This is a genomic window from Ditibartonella apihabitans (assembly GCF_002007485.1).
GTDB lineage: Bacteria > Pseudomonadota > Alphaproteobacteria > Rhizobiales > Rhizobiaceae > Bartonella > Bartonella apihabitans.
Genome location: NZ_CP015820.1, coordinates 485,642 through 503,799, shown reverse-complemented (window position 1 = coordinate 503,799; position 18,158 = coordinate 485,642). Strand labels below are relative to the sequence as shown.

Annotated in this window: 15 protein-coding genes and 1 pseudogene; 8 read left to right on the top strand and 8 right to left on the bottom strand. The window is 43.4% G+C overall.

The genetic code is table 11. The annotated features are described in order from the left end of the window. Positions 1 to 56 precede the first annotated feature (56 nt). Positions 57 to 830, bottom strand: a complete 774-nt coding sequence (locus BBC0178_RS02220; RefSeq protein WP_078039061.1) for a nitrilase-related carbon-nitrogen hydrolase — start codon at positions 828 to 830, stop codon at positions 57 to 59. A gap of 73 nt (positions 831 to 903) precedes the next feature. On the opposite strand from BBC0178_RS02220, the gene BBC0178_RS02215 reads away from it, so the two are divergent. Next, positions 904 to 1,533, top strand: a complete 630-nt coding sequence (locus tag BBC0178_RS02215; protein WP_078039060.1) for a GntR family transcriptional regulator — start codon at positions 904 to 906, stop codon at positions 1,531 to 1,533. 75 nt (positions 1,534 to 1,608) lie between these two features. On the opposite strand, the gene BBC0178_RS02210 is transcribed toward BBC0178_RS02215, so the two are convergent. After that, positions 1,609 to 2,904: an MFS transporter gene (locus tag BBC0178_RS02210; protein ID WP_077970365.1), complete on the bottom strand. Its 1,296-nt coding sequence runs from the start codon at positions 2,902 to 2,904 to the stop codon at positions 1,609 to 1,611. Between the two features lie 202 nt (positions 2,905 to 3,106). Between BBC0178_RS02210 and BBC0178_RS02205 the strand changes: the two are divergent. After that, positions 3,107 to 3,448: pseudogene (locus BBC0178_RS02205) on the top strand (DUF2848 family protein); the annotation flags it as partial. Positions 3,449 to 4,079: 631 nt separating this feature from the next. Here BBC0178_RS02205 and BBC0178_RS02195 read toward each other — a convergent pair. From BBC0178_RS02195 to BBC0178_RS02180, 4 genes are all read right to left on the bottom strand, one after another. Continuing rightward, entirely contained in the window at positions 4,080 to 5,405 is a 1,326-nt protein-coding gene (locus BBC0178_RS02195; protein ID WP_078039057.1) for an NAD(P)/FAD-dependent oxidoreductase, read from the bottom strand. Positions 5,406 to 5,428: 23 nt separating this feature from the next. Continuing rightward, the gene (locus BBC0178_RS02190; protein WP_078039056.1) at positions 5,429 to 6,919 is read right to left on the bottom strand and encodes an aldehyde dehydrogenase; all 1,491 of its coding nucleotides are present in this window, start codon (positions 6,917 to 6,919) and stop codon (positions 5,429 to 5,431) included. Beyond that, positions 6,916 to 7,821, bottom strand: a complete 906-nt coding sequence (locus tag BBC0178_RS02185; protein WP_078040309.1) for a dihydrodipicolinate synthase family protein — start codon at positions 7,819 to 7,821, stop codon at positions 6,916 to 6,918. Before BBC0178_RS02185 ends, BBC0178_RS02190 begins: the two co-directional genes overlap by 4 nt. 110 nt (positions 7,822 to 7,931) lie before the next feature. Then, positions 7,932 to 8,612: a GntR family transcriptional regulator gene (locus BBC0178_RS02180; RefSeq protein WP_078039055.1), complete on the bottom strand. Its 681-nt coding sequence runs from the start codon at positions 8,610 to 8,612 to the stop codon at positions 7,932 to 7,934. A 791-nt stretch (positions 8,613 to 9,403) separates the two neighbouring features. Between BBC0178_RS02180 and BBC0178_RS11940 the strand changes: the two genes are divergently transcribed. Together BBC0178_RS11940 and BBC0178_RS02170 are read left to right on the top strand one after the other, a co-directional pair. Further along, positions 9,404 to 9,634: a hypothetical protein gene (locus tag BBC0178_RS11940; protein ID WP_225868332.1), complete on the top strand. Its 231-nt coding sequence runs from the start codon at positions 9,404 to 9,406 to the stop codon at positions 9,632 to 9,634. Beyond that, complete coding sequence (locus BBC0178_RS02170; RefSeq protein WP_225868352.1) at positions 9,565 to 10,662, top strand: MFS transporter; 1,098 nt, start codon at positions 9,565 to 9,567, stop codon at positions 10,660 to 10,662. The genes BBC0178_RS11940 and BBC0178_RS02170 overlap by 70 nt, the downstream gene beginning before the upstream one ends. 342 nt (positions 10,663 to 11,004) lie before the next feature. Here the strand turns inward: BBC0178_RS02170 and BBC0178_RS02165 are convergent, their stop codons facing one another. Beyond that, entirely contained in the window at positions 11,005 to 11,868 is an 864-nt protein-coding gene (locus BBC0178_RS02165; protein WP_078039053.1) for a LysR family transcriptional regulator, read from the bottom strand. Between the two features lie 114 nt (positions 11,869 to 11,982). On the opposite strand from BBC0178_RS02165, the gene BBC0178_RS02160 reads away from it, so the two are divergent. Next, positions 11,983 to 13,218 carry an MFS transporter gene (locus BBC0178_RS02160; RefSeq protein WP_078039052.1) on the top strand — a complete coding sequence of 412 codons (1,236 nt, stop codon included), beginning with the start codon at positions 11,983 to 11,985 and terminating at the stop codon, positions 13,216 to 13,218. A gap of 288 nt (positions 13,219 to 13,506) precedes the next feature. Here the strand turns inward: BBC0178_RS02160 and BBC0178_RS02155 are convergent, their stop codons facing one another. Beyond that, the gene (locus tag BBC0178_RS02155; RefSeq protein ID WP_078039051.1) at positions 13,507 to 14,289 is read right to left on the bottom strand and encodes a DeoR/GlpR family DNA-binding transcription regulator; all 783 of its coding nucleotides are present in this window, start codon (positions 14,287 to 14,289) and stop codon (positions 13,507 to 13,509) included. A gap of 303 nt (positions 14,290 to 14,592) precedes the next feature. Here BBC0178_RS02155 and BBC0178_RS02150 point away from each other — a divergent pair, with 303 nt between their 5' ends. Genes BBC0178_RS02150 through BBC0178_RS02140 form a run of 3 tightly spaced genes read left to right on the top strand, consistent with a single transcriptional unit; the run spans position 14,593 to position 18,115 of the window. Continuing rightward, positions 14,593 to 15,381, top strand: a complete 789-nt coding sequence (locus BBC0178_RS02150; protein ID WP_210187167.1) for an inositol monophosphatase family protein — start codon at positions 14,593 to 14,595, stop codon at positions 15,379 to 15,381. Between the two features lie 32 nt (positions 15,382 to 15,413). Next, positions 15,414 to 16,478 carry an ABC transporter ATP-binding protein gene (locus BBC0178_RS02145; RefSeq protein WP_078039049.1) on the top strand — a complete coding sequence of 355 codons (1,065 nt, stop codon included), beginning with the start codon at positions 15,414 to 15,416 and terminating at the stop codon, positions 16,476 to 16,478. Then, positions 16,475 to 18,115: an ABC transporter permease gene (locus BBC0178_RS02140; protein WP_078039048.1), complete on the top strand. Its 1,641-nt coding sequence runs from the start codon at positions 16,475 to 16,477 to the stop codon at positions 18,113 to 18,115. The genes BBC0178_RS02145 and BBC0178_RS02140 overlap by 4 nt, the downstream gene beginning before the upstream one ends. The last annotated feature ends 43 nt before the right edge of the window (positions 18,116 to 18,158 follow it).

Genomic DNA, 18,158 nt, shown 5'->3' with positions numbered 1-18,158 from the left:
AGATAACAGCATAATATCTATTCAAAACAATATTTTATTATCCGCATATCCGGCTATCATAAAATTGGAATAAGGGCGCGAATAGCTTCCACCTTTCCCAAATCAATGTCGAAGGCCAGAAGGTCAGCCTCGCTCGCCAGACGTGCCCGCACACTGCCCGTCGGGTCGACAATGGAACTCTGTCCGATGCCGAGCGGTGCTGTTCCTTTTGGCGGTTGCCAAGCCTGATCGCAGGCAATTAACCAGGCCTCTGAATCGGCCGCACGGGCGCGAACCAACAAATCCCACTGCTCGGCTTTTCCAGGACCAGCTCCCCAGGAAGCCGGAACAATAATCAATTTTGCACCTTTTTTTCCCATTGCGGAAAACTGGTAGGCAAACCGCAAATCATAACAAATGGCAAAACCGATCTTGCCGAACACTGTATCGAGAACAAGGGAATCACGTCCCGCTTCAACGAGGTCTGATTCACGTGAGCCGAACGCGTCATATAAATGAACTTTCTGATAAGTGGCTTCTGTGTTTTTTCCGGTAATGATCAACTTATTGCGTATGCGCCCGTCATTTGCCGGTTCAAACATACCGGCAACAATCATCATATCATATTTCACTGCATAAGAGCGGATCAATGTCGCGAAAGGACCATCAAGCGGCTCTGCCTCATCCTTCAAAGCCGCTTCAAAGGAAATTTGGGCTGCTTCTGGGAAAACCAATATGTCGACTTTTTGCCCGGCAGCCTTTTTAACCATCTGAATAATTTGTTCGTTATTCTCGTCTTTGTTGACGCTGCTTCGGATCTGAGCCAACCCGACTTTGACTATTTCACCCATTTATTTTCTCCCTATACTTGCCAATATTCCAATTTCCTATATTCTTGAAATCAAATTCAAGTAATGTAGGATTATGGAAAAGAAATCTTCTGGTCGCGAACGGGCCTATTCTCATATCCGTAACACAATTCTGACAAATCCATCATCTGTCGGAACATTTCTGAACGAGCGGGAAATTGCTGATAGTTTGGGCATTTCGCGCACGCCGGTCAGAGAAGCTTTCATGATGCTTGCCAGTGAAGAGCTGATTGACCTGAAGCCCAATCGGGGAGCATTTGTTTCGCCTTTGAACGGAAAACAAGTCAATGATTTGTTTCAGGCGCGTGGTGTTGTCGAGAGCTGGAGTGCACAATATTGTATCTCCCACAATATCGACCCGACACCGGACATGATCAAGGAACTCAACCTCCAGAAGACGATGGCGCTTGATGATCCCTATCCTGACTTCATTGAACATGACCACGCTTTCCATTGTGCTTTGGTTCGGGCCACCGGCAATGAATTTTTAAATCAGATGTATGAGTTGCTTCGTGCCCGTTTTATTACTTTTGGTCTACGCGTAATGCATAATAATGCAATAAGGCGGATAGAGGCATTAAAAGAACACCAATTTATTCTGGATGCACTTTTAACCAAAGATATCAAAAAGGCAAAAAAAGCTATACTTGATCATCTTGATATGACACGCCGGCATCTTGATTGATCAAAAGAAATTTTATTCCTCCAGACTATATTCGGACTGCAACAGAAATAAGCTGCTCCAGTCCGTTTTGTGTTTTCATAATTGATGCGGGTGTCTCGTCATTGCAAGGCCGATCAATGTCAGGATACATGATAGCCCGATATAAAGACAAATGAAAAAACCGCTTGGGTCGAACGAGATGAACCAGGTGAGCAGGATCGGAGCAATTGCGCCACCAACAATACCGGCAAAAGTATAGGCAAGCGAGCTTCCTGTATAACGCAGACGCGCCGAGAATTGTTCTGCTATCAAAGATGCCTGAGGGCCATACATCAATGAGTGGCAAATAAGGGCGCCGGTAACGCCGATCAGAAGGCGGGCAAATGTCGGCTCCTGCATCATATAGAAAAAAACAAATGTCCATATTGCCGCACCTATTGTGCCGACAGCATAGATAAGACGCCGTTCTACTCTATCCGACAACCAACCGCTAAATGGAATAAAAAACACCTGAATGCCGGAAGCAATTGTTACGGATTCGATTGCATCGGAGCGTGGCATTCCCAAATATTGAGTAGCATAAGCGAGTACAAAAACCGTAAAGCATGAATAGAGAACATCCGGCCCGATACGCGCAAATAGACCAGCAAAAAGGGCTCTGCTTTCATGTTTGAATATTTCCGAAACCGGCGCGTTAGAGCGTTCATCATGTTGTTCAAGTTTTTTGAAAACAGGGGTTTCTTCAAGTGAAAAACGGACCCATAGACCGAATATCACCAATAGAGCCGAAAGCAGGAATGCTGCTCTCCACCCCCAATCAATAAACTGTTCCGTGGTCAAGACTTGCGAAAAGATTGCCAGAACACCATTTGCAAGCAAATTTCCCAATGGGGGCCCGACTTGCGCAGCAGATGCCCAAAATCCCCTTTGTTCCGGCTTGCTGAATTCGCTGGAAAGAAGAACCGCCCCTCCCCATTCGCCACCAACGCCGACGCCTTGCGCAAAACGCAATAAAACAAGAAGAACCGGAGCGAGGTAACCCACTGACGAGAATGTCGGCAAAAGGCCAATGATAAAAGTTGCTATACCAATCAGCAACAGCGTCCAAACCAGAACTTTTTTGCGCCCGACAATATCTCCAAGACGACCGAAAAATATGCCGCCTAAAGGACGGGAAATATACCCCACGGCATAAGTGCCAAACGCTTTCAAAGTACCTGCCAGCGAATCGCCATCGGGGAAAAACAAGTGGCCAAAGACCAAAGCCGCGCAGGCACCGTAAACAGCAAAGTCATACCATTCAAGAGACGTTCCACTTAAACTAGCCGCAAAAGCCTTGATAAGGCTCTTCCGTTCTATAGGTGGTTCAGTCTCTTCTATACTGCTTTCCATTCAGCGACCCCTTTATTATTGTATGTTTTTGGTATACGATTTGTATGCAATATCTCCCTATAGTTGGTTAGTCTACTATTTTTTTGCGGCAGAACGGGATGGAAAGTCCGGTTGTAGAAGTCTGGTTATATATGGCGTTGGCAGTGGCTTGAAGACTGTCAATGTCAATTGGGTGTTCAACGCAAGATAGGCCGGATATGATAGAGAGGAAGTCCTTCATCCTATAGAAGAACTTGCGATACTGGATGTCCCTGCCCCGCAAACTTTTCCGACATTTTATCCTTCAGGCTCTCATGTTATCTCGCAAGACCATCTTTATCCGGCCCCACATGATAAAACTTCGGATGAAGCTGAAAAGCTTTTCTCAATTGGTAAAAATGAAAACGAACATTTATCGATGGCTGCTCGCGATCAGACTGACCGAACATTGGAAGCCTTTGGCATCGACTGGTCAAAACAATCTGCGCCCGCTTTTATTGGCGATCTTGCCTTTCGTTATAATGCTGTAAAAGACCTGTTTGCCGTCTCTAGCTCGAAAGCATGAAGTAAGGATAAGAATGACAAAAACTTGTCAGAACAGGAAAGCCGGTCTTCTTATTGCTCCCTCCGAGGGGGTGAAAAAAGCTTGATGACGCACGCTTTACTCGCCTCCCCGAACATTACTACTGAGCGGGTGAATAGCTATTCAACCGGTTTGCCGAACATTTACATGTCGAATTTGGCGATCAAAAAGGCAATATCAGCCATGGTTCTTATCATATCGCACGGCTATTTGATGCTTGTGAATAGTGCTTGTAAAAGCAAAAAAGACACGAAGAGCAGGATTTTCCAGCCAAATCGATTGATAGAAGAACGACGTTTCGAATGATATCAATGGGGATAATTAAGGTTTCCTCACAAACTACCGATCTTTTCCTGATTAATATTTTGGACGCATCTCGAACTATCTCGGCAAAATGAATAGTGTTTCCGCGGGTAGAAGTTACAGGTTTTTCCGGAACAGTAAGCACTGCCACGTATTTTATCCAAACGCTCTAATCTCTCTAACATAACGATATAAATGTAACATTATTATAAAATATATTTTTGGACATTCCAAACATTCATCAACCGGAAAAATTATATCTCCTGCTGATGAATATTTTTAACTTTTTTATCGCGTGATAAAGATTAAGTCATATTTCGCCTTTTGCGTTAAACTCTTCCAACGACATACGGATATTTGCGGCAATTGTTTTAATTGGCTCGGGCGGGCACCATTTTGGATGGCTCGTCTTCAATAGATAACGCAATTCCTCGCTATCTATTCCACATGCAAGATCGGCAAGGTAATAGCCCAGCATAGAACTCCGTGTGAGCCCCGAACCATCGCCAACTGCAGCAGCGTAAACATGGGGGCTTTTTTGAAAGAAAAATGATGCTCCATTCAGTGTTAAGGGTATCATACCCCCATAAACAAATTCAAAATTGACATGTTTCAACTTTGGAAAACGGTTTTCAAATGCTCTGCGTAACATTTTCCGTGCCCGGAAAACACGTTCCGGAGAAAGGGTCAAATGGGTCGGAAATGTCAGACCATTGCGCACATAAATACGTTTTGTCGGGGTGAACCGAACGGTCGTACCGGCCGCATGTGCCGACGTGCATCCCCATGGTTTCACATTTTTAAATTCCGTAAGTTCATCTTCTGTCAATTCACGCGTGAATGCACCGAAACTGCCTGCCGGAGTCATTCTTCCTTTTTGCTCGATCCCGAAAGAGTCGATAAAAACACCGGATAAAAGGAGAAGATCACCTGCCTTCACATTTTTCCCGTTCACCAGTTGAATGTTGATTGTCTTGCCCTCATCAATCTTCAAGACAGGGGTTTCTTCGAATATATCGACATTTTCCGGCAAAACAGATGCAAAACCGCGCACCGTTTCGGAAGGATTTATCAGCACTGTTCCTGCTGTATAAACCGCTTTTTGATAATAGCGTGTGCCAAGCCTTGCTGCCAATTCTTCTCCGTCAATAAATTGGCTTTTTCCCCCTACACCCGCTACGATATTTGCCAAAGCATCAAGATTTTTCAAATATTTTGTTTCATGCCCCGCGAGATATTTTCCGGATTCCACCCAATCCACTTGAAGCTTATATTTATTTTTCAGATTACGCATGCGTTCAATAATAAGCTTGTTCAGGTGAAGCCGGTATTTGTGGTCATCCATCGTTACTCCCGGTTCACCAAATGAATGGGGAATATCCATCAAAAAGCCGGCATTTCGCCCGCTGTCACCCATGCCGATTTTGAGTGCTTCAAATAACGCTATTTTTGCATTCGGCCGGTTTTCTGCCAATTTATGTGCGGCATTCACACCGGCAAATCCGCCACCGATAATGACATAATCATAGTCTTTTTTAAGCTTTGATATGTCGGTAAATTTATGATCTTTGAAACGTGAAAGTTCGAACCAACCGAGATCGCCCGCCTTGGCCGGAAATCTTTGTATTTCTTCCATGCCTCTATCTCCTCCACGAAATATTAAGAAATATCAATCCAGATGGTTTTTAATTCGGTATATTGGTCATGTGCCCAAATGGATTTGTCACGACCTCCAAAACCGGACTCCTTGAAGCCTCCGAAGGGTGTCGTTGCATCCCCTTCCCCGAAACAGTTGACGGTAACAATTCCGGCTAAAATCGCTTGGGATAAAGACAAAGCATTGCGCAAATTGCTTGTATAAACCGAGGCCGCCAATCCATAGCGGGTATTATTGGCAAGCTTGATCGCTTCGTTGATTGTCGTAAAAGTCGTCACGCTCAAAACGGGGCCAAAAATTTCTTCCTGAAAAAACCGGCTCTTATCTGTCACATGATCGACAACTGTCGGTTCGACATAAATTTCCTGATCGGTTTTGCCACCGGCGACAAGATGCAATCCTTCTTTGTCGATTTCAGAAAGAAAATCCGATACTTTTTTAAAATGCGCGGGGCTTACCAATGTCCCTACGCGGTTTTTCGGATCAAGCGGATCGCCCATTTTCCAGTTTTTCATATGGACCAGAATTTTTTCGAGCAGCCGTTCTTTAATATCGCGATGAACAATCAAACGTGACGTGGCCGAGCAGTTTTCCCCCATATTCCAGAAAGCACCATTCACCACTTGTTCGGCAACCTTGTCGATATCGTCGACATCATCAAGAACAATTGCGGGATTTTTGCCACCACATTCAAGCACGATCCGTTTGAGATTGGATTCTGCCGAATAATGCAAAAAGCGCCTTCCTGTTGCGGTTGAACCGGTAAAACTGACCATATCGACATCCATATGCCGCCCTATCGGTTCACCGGCGTCGCGTCCCGATCCCGGCACAATATTGAGAACACCGGCAGGAATGCCCGCTTCATGGGCAATTTCGGCAAGTCTTAACGTCGAGAGGGTTGTTTCCTGTGCGGGCTTCAAGACGATTGAACAGCCCGCAGCCAAAGCCGGACCTATTTTCCACGCTGCCATCAAAAGCGGGAAATTCCACGGCAAGACCAGCCCCACAACACCGATTGGCTGGCGAACCACCATGGCTATGCGTTCCGCCCCTGTGGGGGCAGTATTATCGTAAATTTTGTCGATCAGTTCGGCGTGCCAACGAATTGTATAGATCGTATCGGGAACATCGCCATTCATACATTCGCCAACCGGCTTGCCGCTATCAAGGCTTTCCAGCACCGCCAATTCTTCGCTGTGCTTTTCGAGTAGATCGGCAAATTTTAGAAGGACCAGCTTGCGTTCCAATGGCGTGCGTTTCCTCCACACACCTTCGTCAAAGGATCTTCGTGCCGCTTTGACTGCTATATCGACATCCTCGCTATGACAATTGGCAATCGTTGCCAGTTCTTTGCCTGTTGCCGGATTACGGGTCACAAATCTATCACCTGCAACAGAGTTTACAAAAGCACCGTCAATAAAAGCATTGGTCGGAAATTTTAATTTGTCGGCAAGCTCGTGATAATATTGGCTGGTTTTAAGCTCGGTCATTTAACACCTTTTTGTATTGCTGCTATATTTGTTTTAAGAGTTTCAATAATCTGCGAGAGGCGTTCTTTTTCCTTTTCACTAAGCTCTTGCAAAGGCGCGCGAACGGGGCCAACATTCAGCCCTTGCAACTCACAACCATATTTGATTGATTGCACAAACTTTCCTTCATCAAGGAAATTCATCAAAGGCAGCATTTCCCGCATGATTTTACGCCCTTTGACGAAATCATTCTCAAGAATACAGCTTTCATAAAGCGCAATATGTTCGGCAGGAATAAAGTTAGATCCAGCACAAACCCAGGCCGGTGCACCCCATGCAAAGAATTCGAGCGCCTGGTCATCCCAACCGCATGCAAGCTTTATATTCGGATATTTCGATACAAATAAATGGATGCGATTAATGTCACCGGAGCTTTCCTTTATTGCCACGACGTTCTTCGACTGACTGACAATATCGAGATAGGTTTCCCCCATCGACATAGACATACGACCCGGATAATTATAAAGCATGATCGGTAAATTGGCCGCTTTATCAATGGCGAGCGCGTGGCGGGCATTTTCTTCTTCTGTGGGGACAGCATAAGGGGGCGTGGTCACTAAAATTGCGTCAGCACCGATTTCTCTCGCATGTTTTGCATAAATCACAGACTCTTCTGTGCGAATTGCACCTGTACCGATAATGAGAGGTAATCTGCCAGCGATGACCTTTTTGGCATATTCGGCAAGGTCGAGCCGTTCCTGTTGGGTTTGTGCGTAATATTCACCGGTAGAACCGGCAACAATGATGCCGTGAACTTTGGCATCAATCAATGACTCCAACACCTCTGCATAAGCTTTTTTGTCAATGGTATAATCTTGCTTATAAGGCGTAACAACAGGTGTATAAATCCCCTTGAATTGCATATTTTCCTCCGAAATTTTACGTAATAGTAGAGCGCTGCTTTTGGCATGTGCCAAAAACATCAAACAATAGAAATTGTATTTTAATTGACGAGCAGACTTGAGTTTCTGTTCTAAATATTGAAGTTATCAGGCGTGAGTGGCTGGGGGATCACAAACATTTCCATCCTCTCCCGGGATAAAACCCAATGTTGTGACACAAGATCTACAAACGCTTCCTGATCTCTTTCTTTTATTGCAGCAATAAATCCGTCATGGTGGGCGACCGCTTTATCCATTCTGGCTTTCATATCACCACTATTCTGGTTATAGAAAATACTGCCAATACGACTATGATCTATAAGAAGTCGTCTCAGACTTGCCTGCAAATAAACATTTCCCGACATTTCTCCGATAATTTCATGAAACCGGTTATTGCTGACTGTCATGGCAACAGCATTACCTTCTTCATTCGCTTTTCGGAAATCCTCCTGCACACTTTCAAGCTCGACAAGTTGTTTCTGTTTATAATTATTGACCGCCAGACGGCCGATTGCCGCATAAATCATAGGGGCGACGAGAAAAAAATTTCTCATTGTCGAATGATTCATTGAAGCAACACGTGCGCCTTTATTTTCTTGCAAAACAACATAGCCTTCGCCAGCCAAACGTTGCAACACCTCCCTTACGGGCGTTCTCGAAAGACTGTAAGACTTGCTCAATCGCAATTCATCCAAATACTCATCCGGATCAAGTTCCATACTCAGTATTTGACGCTTAAGGTCTTCGTAGAGAACGCTTTTTCCGTTCCTCATATTGCCTCTCCTGAAATAACAATAAGAGAAGCGATACCAAATACCGTTTCAATTTACGACATTTTTTTACAAGGTCAATAATAATTGTATATTTTTATTATTTATTATGTATTATAAAAAAATAAGGAAGGAGGAGGCGCTTTATAGCTATGCTTGAAGCGTAAAGGATAAAAGCGCGCTCTTTGCAAGTTTTACTTATGTTTTGTGAAAGGTGCGCAATGGTTTCGCCTGTTTCATATGTTTTAAAAACAGCAGCTAGCGATGTTTTGAAGTGTTTCCGTTCGTTCTTCACAATCATTCCGTTTTTTTGACAAAACCGGTTAAAGCATCTGTCAAAGCAATAAGCCGCAAGTTTGCAGCGTTTTTATCGGCCAGTGTTTTTATTCGTTTCACAGAGCGATCAGTTCCTGGTGTTCATAGAACATTGAAGGCTTATCGCATCTCTATTCGGCAGCGGTTCAGCCATTACACCGGTTTGTTATTGCTTTTCGATATTTCGGATCGGCGAGAAATGGAAAGCACAACAGTATCAGTGTTTCCGGTTCAGCCCGTCATTCAAAACAATCCGTTTCAACGTTTGGAGCTAACCGTTCTGCCATTGAATATCAGGTCCAGCGACGGGTTGTGACGTTGGTTATGACTATTATTGGCGCATTAATGACCGCGAAAATTTTATTTTGCGTCCGACATTCAAGCAAGAAGCGATCGGGATAATCCTTCGGCAGCATCACAGGAGATGATGCCGGTCGGATGACTTTCATAGAATGGGATTATAAAGTGGGAGGTATTTTATGAGCACTATAGTGCAATCTGTCGAAGATATAAAACTGAATAATTTTCATCGTCTTTTAAGTGTTCGCTCCGGTGGTGGCTCATTCGTCGACGGTTATGTCCTGTCCATCATCGGGGTTGGAATGCTACAGATAACTGCGGCTTTACACCTGACAAATTTCTGGCAAGGCATGATTGCTGCTTCAGCGTTAATCGGCATTTTTTTGGAGGTTTTGTCGGTGGGTGGATAACCGGAAAATTCGGTCGGCAAAAACCTTATTTCATCGGGCCGACTTTATTCATCATTTGTTCGATCGGACAATTCTGGGTTCAATCAGGTTATGCATTATTCATTTACCGGTTTTTTATCGGAGTAGCTGTCGGCATTGAATATCCTGTCGCGACAGCTTTGCTCGTTGAATTTTTACCCAAAAAATCACGCGGTCCGTTACTCGCGATGCTCACGATCATGTGGTTTGCCGGTGCTGCGGTTGCCTATCTCGTCGGTGATATGATCTTGCGCGCGGGAGGAGAAGACGCTTGGCATTATATTCTGGCAAGTACCGCAATTATCGGACTGTTATTATTTCTGGTTCGCCTCGGCACCCCTGAATCTCCCCGTTGGCTGATTGCTCAGGGTAAAATTGACGAAGCTGAAAAAGTCATCAAAAAAGTCTATGGCGAAGAATATTCACTCGATCATTTGCCTGAACAACCGGCCGAGCAAAAAGTCTCGTTCCTTGATTTGCTTCATTCAGGCTACGGAAAACGAATGTTTTTTGTTTCCACATTCTGGACATGTTCTGTCATCCCCGTTTTTGCCGTTTATGCCTTTGCTCCCAAAGTTTTGCTTGCTTTGAATTTACGGGGGGAATGGGCGTCCTTCGGATCTATCGCAATTACATTTTTATTTGTGGTGGGATGTATTATTGCAACCCAGCTCATCAATGTCATGGGGCGCCGCCCGATGTTGATATATAGCTTTCTGTTATCAGGCATTGCACTGTTTTTATTGGGTATGTTCTATAACAGTTCGGAAATCGTTATCCTCATTCTTTTCGGTGCCTATGCAGTGTTCATCGGAGGCGCACAGGTTCTTCAACTGGTTTACCCGAACGAGATTTTCCCGACAGAAATTCGCGCGACTGCCGTGGGTATCGGCACCTCGTTGTCACGCATAGGTGCAGCAATCGGCACATATCTTGTCCCATTATCGCTTGATAAATTCGGAATTTCAGACACGATGTATGCTGCTGCGGCTGTTACTTTTTTGGCCTGATCGTCTCGTATTTCTTGGCAACAGAAACAAAGCACCTCAATTTGAACGAAGCCGGCGTCCTTGATTGAGTTCACTAATTACATTAAAGGAAAGTATGTTGATAAATAGAACATACTTTCCTTTTTAAAAAGTCCTGAACCACTATTTTTTTCAAAAACAACAATCCGATTTTGCCTTAGGCAAACGCTCTGAAAATTGGCAATTCAAGATAAAAAACATATGTTGCGCATCTGGCACTTCATTACACAATTTTGCATCATTACCATCTAATTGGAACGGCATATGGTTTCCCGAAGAATAGCAGAAGTCCTATTGAACAGCTTTGATGACCCCTTCTATTTTCTAAATTAAAGCTGCATCAAGCGATTGCCGTAAAACGTCGGCAATATCGGATTTTTCCGGCTTATATAAAAGCAGATATTCAATATCCGGCAGACTTGGGAGATTATATAAATGTGTATAATCTTTAAGGCTGTCATCCATCGAATTTTTGTTGAGACAGCCGATGCCCAAGCCTGCTTTGACAGCCAATTGTAAACTGGCAACATTCGAGGCCGTATGTGTTAATCCATAAGAAACCGAACTATCGGAGAGAAGTTGAAGGGCTGCCTTTTGTATCATACAGCCTCTTTTCATACCGATCAGCGGCAATACTCCATCGGTTAAAAACCTCTTCTTTGCAGCACCTGCCCAATATAACGGATCCCGTTTTATAACGACTCTATCCGGATAGGCAGGTAAGGGTGTTCCGATAAGATGCGTGAGGATTATTATATCGAAACCACCTAGTTCGTTGTCGTGCACAAGCGTATTTGACCCGCTTTTAAATGTAAGGCTCAATTCGATGTTCGGACGATCTGCTGTCAACATTTCCAAAGCCTGTGCAACTTTTTCAGGCGTGAGGTAATCTGTAATCGAAATCGAGATATTTTCGTTTCCGGCGACATTATGCATATCGGCAAGCGCCAAACGGTTAAGTTTCAAAATGGCGAGAGCATGTTTTTGCAACTTCTCGCCATCAATTGTCGGACGTGTTCCTTTTTTCCCTCTTTCCAGCAGTTGACAGCCACAAACAAGTTCAAGTTTTTGCATTTGTTCTGTCAAGGCCGACTGGGAACGGTAAAGACGTTCGGATGCTTTTAGAAAGCTTCCGGTTTCCAAAATCGTTATAAAAGTCGTTAGCAGATCGGGATCCAGATTTTGCATCGGCTTGTCTTTCCATAATTCGGAAAAACCGAATCATTTTATAAAAAAATCCTGTTATATTTATAGATAATTCAATGCTACGCATTTCACAACTGAAAAAAGCGGAGCTGAATAATGAGTGAAAAAGCTTTCATAAACGACGGGGTCCATTCAAATGGTCACAAATGGAAAGTGCTGTTTACATGTGCTTTGGCGAATACCTGTTTTACATTTGTAATTGGTGGTGTTCCGGCCACAGCGCTCCTTTTACGGGATGATTATCAGATCTCGACACCAGTATTGGGCATGCTTATGGGAATTGTCGGAATAGGCATAGCTTTGGGTGAAGTTCCCTGGGGAATGCTGACCGACCGGCTTGGCGACCGCCCTATTCTTATAACCGGTTTGACGACAACCGCATTTGTTCTCGCCGTAACGGCTATTTTAATAAATGCTGTTCCGATTGTTTATGCACCGGTAACATTATTCATCGGGCTACTCATTATCGGTCTTTCAGGAGGCAGTCTGAATGGCTCGAGTGGACGCGCGATCATGCAATGGTTCGAGAAAGAGGAACGTGGGTTTGCCATGGGTGTCAGACAGACGGCTGTTCCACTCGGCTATGCCTTGGGAGCGGTGTTTTTCCCATTGATTTCCTATAAATCGAGTTTTGTCTGGTCACTTTATATCTCGGCTTTGTTCTGCATTCTCTTTGCATTTTTAACTTATCTTTGGGTTGTTGATATTGACCAGAAAAAGGGTACCGAGACAACAAAACCAGCCGAGAAAGAAACAGCTACCCATGTTTTCAAACAGTTGGCCATATGGCGTATTGTCGTGGCAATCGGCCTTTTGTGCGCACCGCAATTTGCTTTGATGACTTTTACAATGCTTTTCTTACATGACTTTGCCCATATCAATATCGAATATATCAGCGCGATACTGTTCTTTATCCAAATAAGTGCCGGTTTCACACGTATTTCCGGCGGCTATTATACCGATAAGAAAAACAATCGCGTAGGCTTTCTAAAAACGGTAACAATATTAAGCGCTATCGCGTTTTTTATCCTTACGCTTCTTACCTTTTTCTATGGCGAAATTCCATCGACACATCTCACGTGGGCACTCATCACCGCTGTTCTCGTTGCCGGCGTCTTTATATTATCATGGCAAGGTGTCGGCATGACCGAATTGGCTACAATGGCAGGCCCGAAAAGCGTTGCAACCGCTATGGCAATGGCAAATACCGCAACCTTCTTTATATTGTTCGCAACCCCGACAATTATACCGTGGATACTCCACGCAACATCCTGGACAGGTGTTTGGGGGGCTATGACACTAGTCTGTATCGGCGTGTTTTTTCTATTCTAATTGAAACTTGCAGAGGTACTTCTCTTGTCCATAATGGTTGAAGAATTGAATTTATCCTTTTCTTCAACCTCTTTCTTGCCCACCCCCAAGCACAGTCTTATTTCTAATAATGGATATTATTAAAATGCCTTGATATTGTCTTAATTTATTTTTATTTTTATAAAGCAAAATTATGTTTTATTTAATTTTAAAATATTTTTATTATTTAAGTCAAATATTAATAGGGTTAATTTCTATTTATATTGCCAATTAGAACATAGTTATCCTGTTTTTATAAAAAAATTCTTACTAAGCAATAATAGTCGATTTTATAGCCTTTTGTAATGCTCTGAATGCGGGTTTCGAAAGAGCTTTTGAATCTGTAACAAGATGATCGATTTTCTCGATTCCACAAAACTTCGTTTGTGGGTTTGCACCTATTTTTGTGTAATCGGCAATGATGATGGTTTGCTTGGCATTCTGCGACATTGCTCTGGCGATATCAGCAGCATCGGAATAATAATCGCTTGCTCCACGAACTACATCAATACTCCATGGTGTCAAAATAGCTAAATCAGCCATATAGCGATAGATTTCAATAATTGTAGACGAGCCAAAGGTTTCCATCGGGTCCTGTTTGAATTCACCGGTTAATAAAATAACCTTGAAGCGTGGTGATGGTTTTCCTGTTGGATCACTCAATTTGCGGGCAACGTCTAAAGCATTTGTTATAATAGTTAAATCCCTCAGACCATTGGCACCTGCAATTGCTTCTGCCATAACGACGCATGTCGAACCCGCGTCAATAAATATCGTTTGTCCACTTTTTATAAGTTTAAGTGCTGTTGCAGCTATAGCGCGTTTTTCCTGTAAGCGTTGTGTATGGCGTATGCGAAAACTTGAATTTTTTACTTCAACAGCAATAGCACCACCGCGAACCCTGCGTAATTCACCTGACTTTTCCATTTCCAGCAAATCACGCCGGATGGTTTCACGGGATACATCAAAATCTTCGGCGATTTTATCAATAGACACTTGTCCAAAGGCAGATAAGTAATGCCGAATTTTTTGTTGCCGTTCTTCCTGCCACATTAACGATTACTCCTTGAATTTTATATGTTTTTGTCCTTCAACAAATTGCGAGGCACGCTTTCCCCAATATGGCTTCTAAGAATTTTTTTATGAATGTCTCTCGCTTTTTTCCCCAAAATACGTGAATTAAAATCATATGCAACCGGCTTATTTTAAAAATTTATAAAAATGGCAATTCCACAAATTGACATAAAAAACATATAATGCCATATTTTGTTATTCTCGTAAGAACAAAAAACTACTTTATGCATAAAAAACGATAAGCCAAAAATTTCAAAAATGAGGTGAAAAATGGGGGGAATAATGACTGTTGGTGATGACCTTATAAATTTTGCCGTCGAGATGGCAGATGTCGCGCGGAAGCATATTACTGATAGAAATCGTAACGATATTGCAATCAGTCTGAAGCCGGATCGCTCATATGTTACCGAGATGGATGTCTCGATTGAAAAGCTATTGCGATCAATGATTCGAACTAAATACCCGGAACATGGCATTATCGGCGAGGAGCTGGACTGGGTGGAGCCGGACGCAGATTATGTTTGGGTTCTTGATCCGATTGACGGGACGGCGTCCTATATCGCAGGCATGCCCGTATATGGGACGTTAATTGCTTTGGCTTTTAAAGGGGTGCCAGTTTTAGGAATTATTGATATTCCACCTGTTGATGCGCGTTGGATCGGGGTAAGCGGTCGACAAACGACCAAAAATGGCGTGGCTTGTTCCGTAGGCAAATGCGACAGTCTTGCCAGCGCGATAATGTCAACCAGTAATCCCGATTTTTATGAGCCAGCCGAATTGCCAGCTCTTGATTGTTTAAGGTCACGAACGAGTTGGCGGATTTACGGCGGCGCCTCTCTTGCTTATGGTTTGTTGGCTCAAGGCGGCACGGATATCGCCCTTGATACCGGTTTAAAAATCTATGATTTCGCTCCATTTCGCCCCATTATCGAAGGAGCTGATGGGGTTATTAGCGACTGGGACGGACAGGCTATCACCTTAAAAACCGGTAAACGTATTTTAGCGGCGGGCAATGTCGATCAACACAGAGAAATCCTTCAGCTTATTAAAGAGCTCAATATTCCCAAATAAAACAATTAAAATATCAATGAGGAGAAAAAATTATGGGAATTGATATTAAAAATTTAAGTGTTCGTTATGGCGACGTGAATGTTATTAGCGATCTTGACCTGAAAATCCCTGAAGGGTGCTTTTTTACATTGTTAGGGCCATCCGGCTGCGGAAAAACTACACTTTTAAGAACGATCGCCGGCTTTGTACATGCCTCGAAAGGCAACATATATTTCCAATCGAAAGACGTAACCAAGCTTCCTCCCCATAAACGTAATATAGGCATGGTCTTCCAGGATTATGCGCTCTTTCCGGACAAGACAGTAGCACAAAATGTCGCCTATGGGCTTCTTGCACGAGGCATACGTGGTGAGGAAGTTACCAAGCGGGTAAAGCGCGAGCTCGAGCATATGGGGCTTGATCAATTTATGGATCGATATCCTGCTGCCCTTTCAGGGGGGCAAAGACAGCGCGTTGCCTTGGCGCGTGCGATGGTTATCAAGCCACAAGTATTGCTCATGGATGAGCCTTTATCAAATCTTGACGCAAAATTGCGTATACAAATTCGTGAAACAATTTCAGATCTCCAGAGAGAAGCCAACATTACGACTGTATTTGTGACACATGACCAGGAAGAAGCTTTGTCCATGTCCGATCAGATCGGCGTTATCAATCATGGTGCAGTAGAGCAACTTGGCACACCGCAAGATATTTATAGCAAACCACGTACCTCCTATGTTGCAGACTTTATTGGTGCTGCCAACAGGGTGGATGCAACGATCCAAAATATATATGAGGACGGATTTGCCCAAATAAACGTGCATAATTTAACAATCCGTGCTCGTAGCACCCTTGAAGCTAACCAGCAAAAGGGCATTCTTATCATGCGGCCGGAAGATTTGAAGCTGGTAACCAATAAAGACGATAATAACCAATGCTTTCCTGTAAAAATTGTAAAAAAGCAATATCTGGGTGCAAAAACGCATTATCGTGTTGCTCTATCCGACAATTTCATTGTCAATGTTGAATCCTCTGGCGATAACCATGATCGTTTCCCCATTGGCCAAGATATTGCGCTTGCTATTGATCCACGTAAAACTGTGTTGGTGGCATCATGAGACAAATAGATTTTCGTAGTCCTTGGCCATGGTTAAGTCTAGCCGCACTGGTCGTTTTAATAACTTTTATACTTTATCCGCTGCTTAATATTTTAACCGCGAGCTTTGGCAGTGGCGGTCAAAATGGCTGGGTCCAATTATTACATAATGATAAAGGGCTCGCAGCTATTGGCAATACATTAATTCTCGCAACAATCGTTACTTTCACAAGTTGTCTTATTGGTGTCCCGCTTGCTTATGTAACCGCCCGTTACAGTTTTCGTGGGAAGGCCATTTTAGCCCTTTTACCGCTCATCACATTAGTCATTCCCGAGGTAATAACAGCACAGACCTGGTTAATGATACTCGGCAATAATGGTATTATAACCCGTTTATTAAGAGATATCGGTATTATACTACCCAGTTTTTATGGCTGGTTCGGACTTATTACCGTTTTGACATTTATTTACTATACTTATGTCTATATCGGAACGGTTGCATCTATAAGTCACTTTGATGTGCAACTTGAAGAAGCTGCACAAAGTCTCGGAACTTCGCCAGTTAAATCACGGTTCAAAGTGATGCTGCCGGTGATTATGCCGGCAATTCTTGCTAGTGCCTTACTCGTATTCACTATGGTTGTCGGCAATTTTGCTGTCTCAACGATCTTATCCAATAAATTACCTTTATTATCGGTTGCGACATATCAGGCGGCCGTCTCCGAAGGCGGAAGCAATCCCGTAATGCAAAGTACTTTTGCATCGGTTTCGGTTGTTATGATTATGATCGTACTTTTTGCGAACCGCTGGATTGTAGCGCATGGACGTTACCAAATTACCCAGGGACGTGGCGCTACCCCAAGAAGGATGAAAGGGCGAGCCGGTATCATTATAGGACTTGTTGCCAGTCTCATTGTTATTCTTTCACTCTTGCCGCTTATCGTTGTTTGCGGCGGTGCCTTTACTGTTTCACGTGGTCCGGTTTTACGCTGGGGAGAATGGACATTCGCAAATATTGAGCGGGTCTTCGTAACTGCGCCACAACCGCTCATAAATTCAATATGTTATGCTGGTATGGCTACGCTTATCGGCATCTCGTTCAGTGCAATTGTAAGTTACCTCATTGTCAAGAAGAGAAATTTTATTACACCATGGCTTGATTATATTTCCTCTGTCCCTTTGGCTTTATCCGGAACAGTGCTTGGTATTGGACTTGTCGTTTCATTTAATAGCGGATGGTTACCTCTCACGGGAACTGCGGCAATTATGGTGCTGGCACTTTTAATCCGCCGTCTTCCTTTCGGTATGCGTAACTCGCAAGCAACCCTACATAATATTTCGAATTCTATGGAGGAAGCATCCATTAGCCTAGGTGCTCCGCCCTTTAAGACGTTTTATAAGGTTGTATTACCAATGATGGCACCGGCAATTGCATCCGCAGCCATTTTAACCTGGACAACAAGCATTGCTGAATTAAGTGCCTCTATCCTTGTTTATTCGGCAGGGCAAGAGACACTTACCATTCAGGTATTTCGACTTATTGGTAGTAATTTAATGGCTTATGCGTCTGCCTATGGCCTTGTTCTCATTGCTATTATTTTAATTCCCATTGTTATCGCTACAAAAATTTTCAAAGTTAATATTTTTGCAGCGAAATAACTACGGGCTTCGATAAAAGCTATAATATAAATTTAACAAACAA

Bases quoted from the DNA above. Each gene is read 5' to 3' on its own strand.
- BBC0178_RS02150 (WP_210187167.1), top strand. From the start codon at position 14,593: ATGACTGTTGGTGATGACCTTATAAATTTTGCCGTCGAGATGGCAGAT.
- BBC0178_RS02155 (WP_078039051.1), bottom strand. From the start codon at position 14,289: ATGTGGCAGGAAGAACGGCAACAAAAAATTCGGCATTACTTATCTGCC.
- BBC0178_RS02195 (WP_078039057.1), bottom strand. From the start codon at position 5,405: ATGGAAGAAATACAAAGATTTCCGGCCAAGGCGGGCGATCTCGGTTGG.
- BBC0178_RS02215 (WP_078039060.1), top strand. From the start codon at position 904: ATGGAAAAGAAATCTTCTGGTCGCGAACGGGCCTATTCTCATATCCGT.
- BBC0178_RS02190 (WP_078039056.1), bottom strand. From the start codon at position 6,919: ATGACCGAGCTTAAAACCAGCCAATATTATCACGAGCTTGCCGACAAA.
- BBC0178_RS02220 (WP_078039061.1), bottom strand. From the start codon at position 830: ATGGGTGAAATAGTCAAAGTCGGGTTGGCTCAGATCCGAAGCAGCGTC.
- BBC0178_RS02140 (WP_078039048.1), top strand. From the start codon at position 16,475: ATGAGACAAATAGATTTTCGTAGTCCTTGGCCATGGTTAAGTCTAGCC.
- BBC0178_RS02160 (WP_078039052.1), top strand. From the start codon at position 11,983: ATGAGTGAAAAAGCTTTCATAAACGACGGGGTCCATTCAAATGGTCAC.
- BBC0178_RS02210 (WP_077970365.1), bottom strand. From the start codon at position 2,904: ATGGAAAGCAGTATAGAAGAGACTGAACCACCTATAGAACGGAAGAGC.
- BBC0178_RS02185 (WP_078040309.1), bottom strand. From the start codon at position 7,821: ATGCAATTCAAGGGGATTTATACACCTGTTGTTACGCCTTATAAGCAA.
- BBC0178_RS02180 (WP_078039055.1), bottom strand. From the start codon at position 8,612: ATGAGGAACGGAAAAAGCGTTCTCTACGAAGACCTTAAGCGTCAAATA.
- BBC0178_RS02165 (WP_078039053.1), bottom strand. From the start codon at position 11,868: ATGCAAAATCTGGATCCCGATCTGCTAACGACTTTTATAACGATTTTG.
- BBC0178_RS02145 (WP_078039049.1), top strand. From the start codon at position 15,414: ATGGGAATTGATATTAAAAATTTAAGTGTTCGTTATGGCGACGTGAAT.
- BBC0178_RS11940 (WP_225868332.1), top strand. From the start codon at position 9,404: ATGAGCACTATAGTGCAATCTGTCGAAGATATAAAACTGAATAATTTT.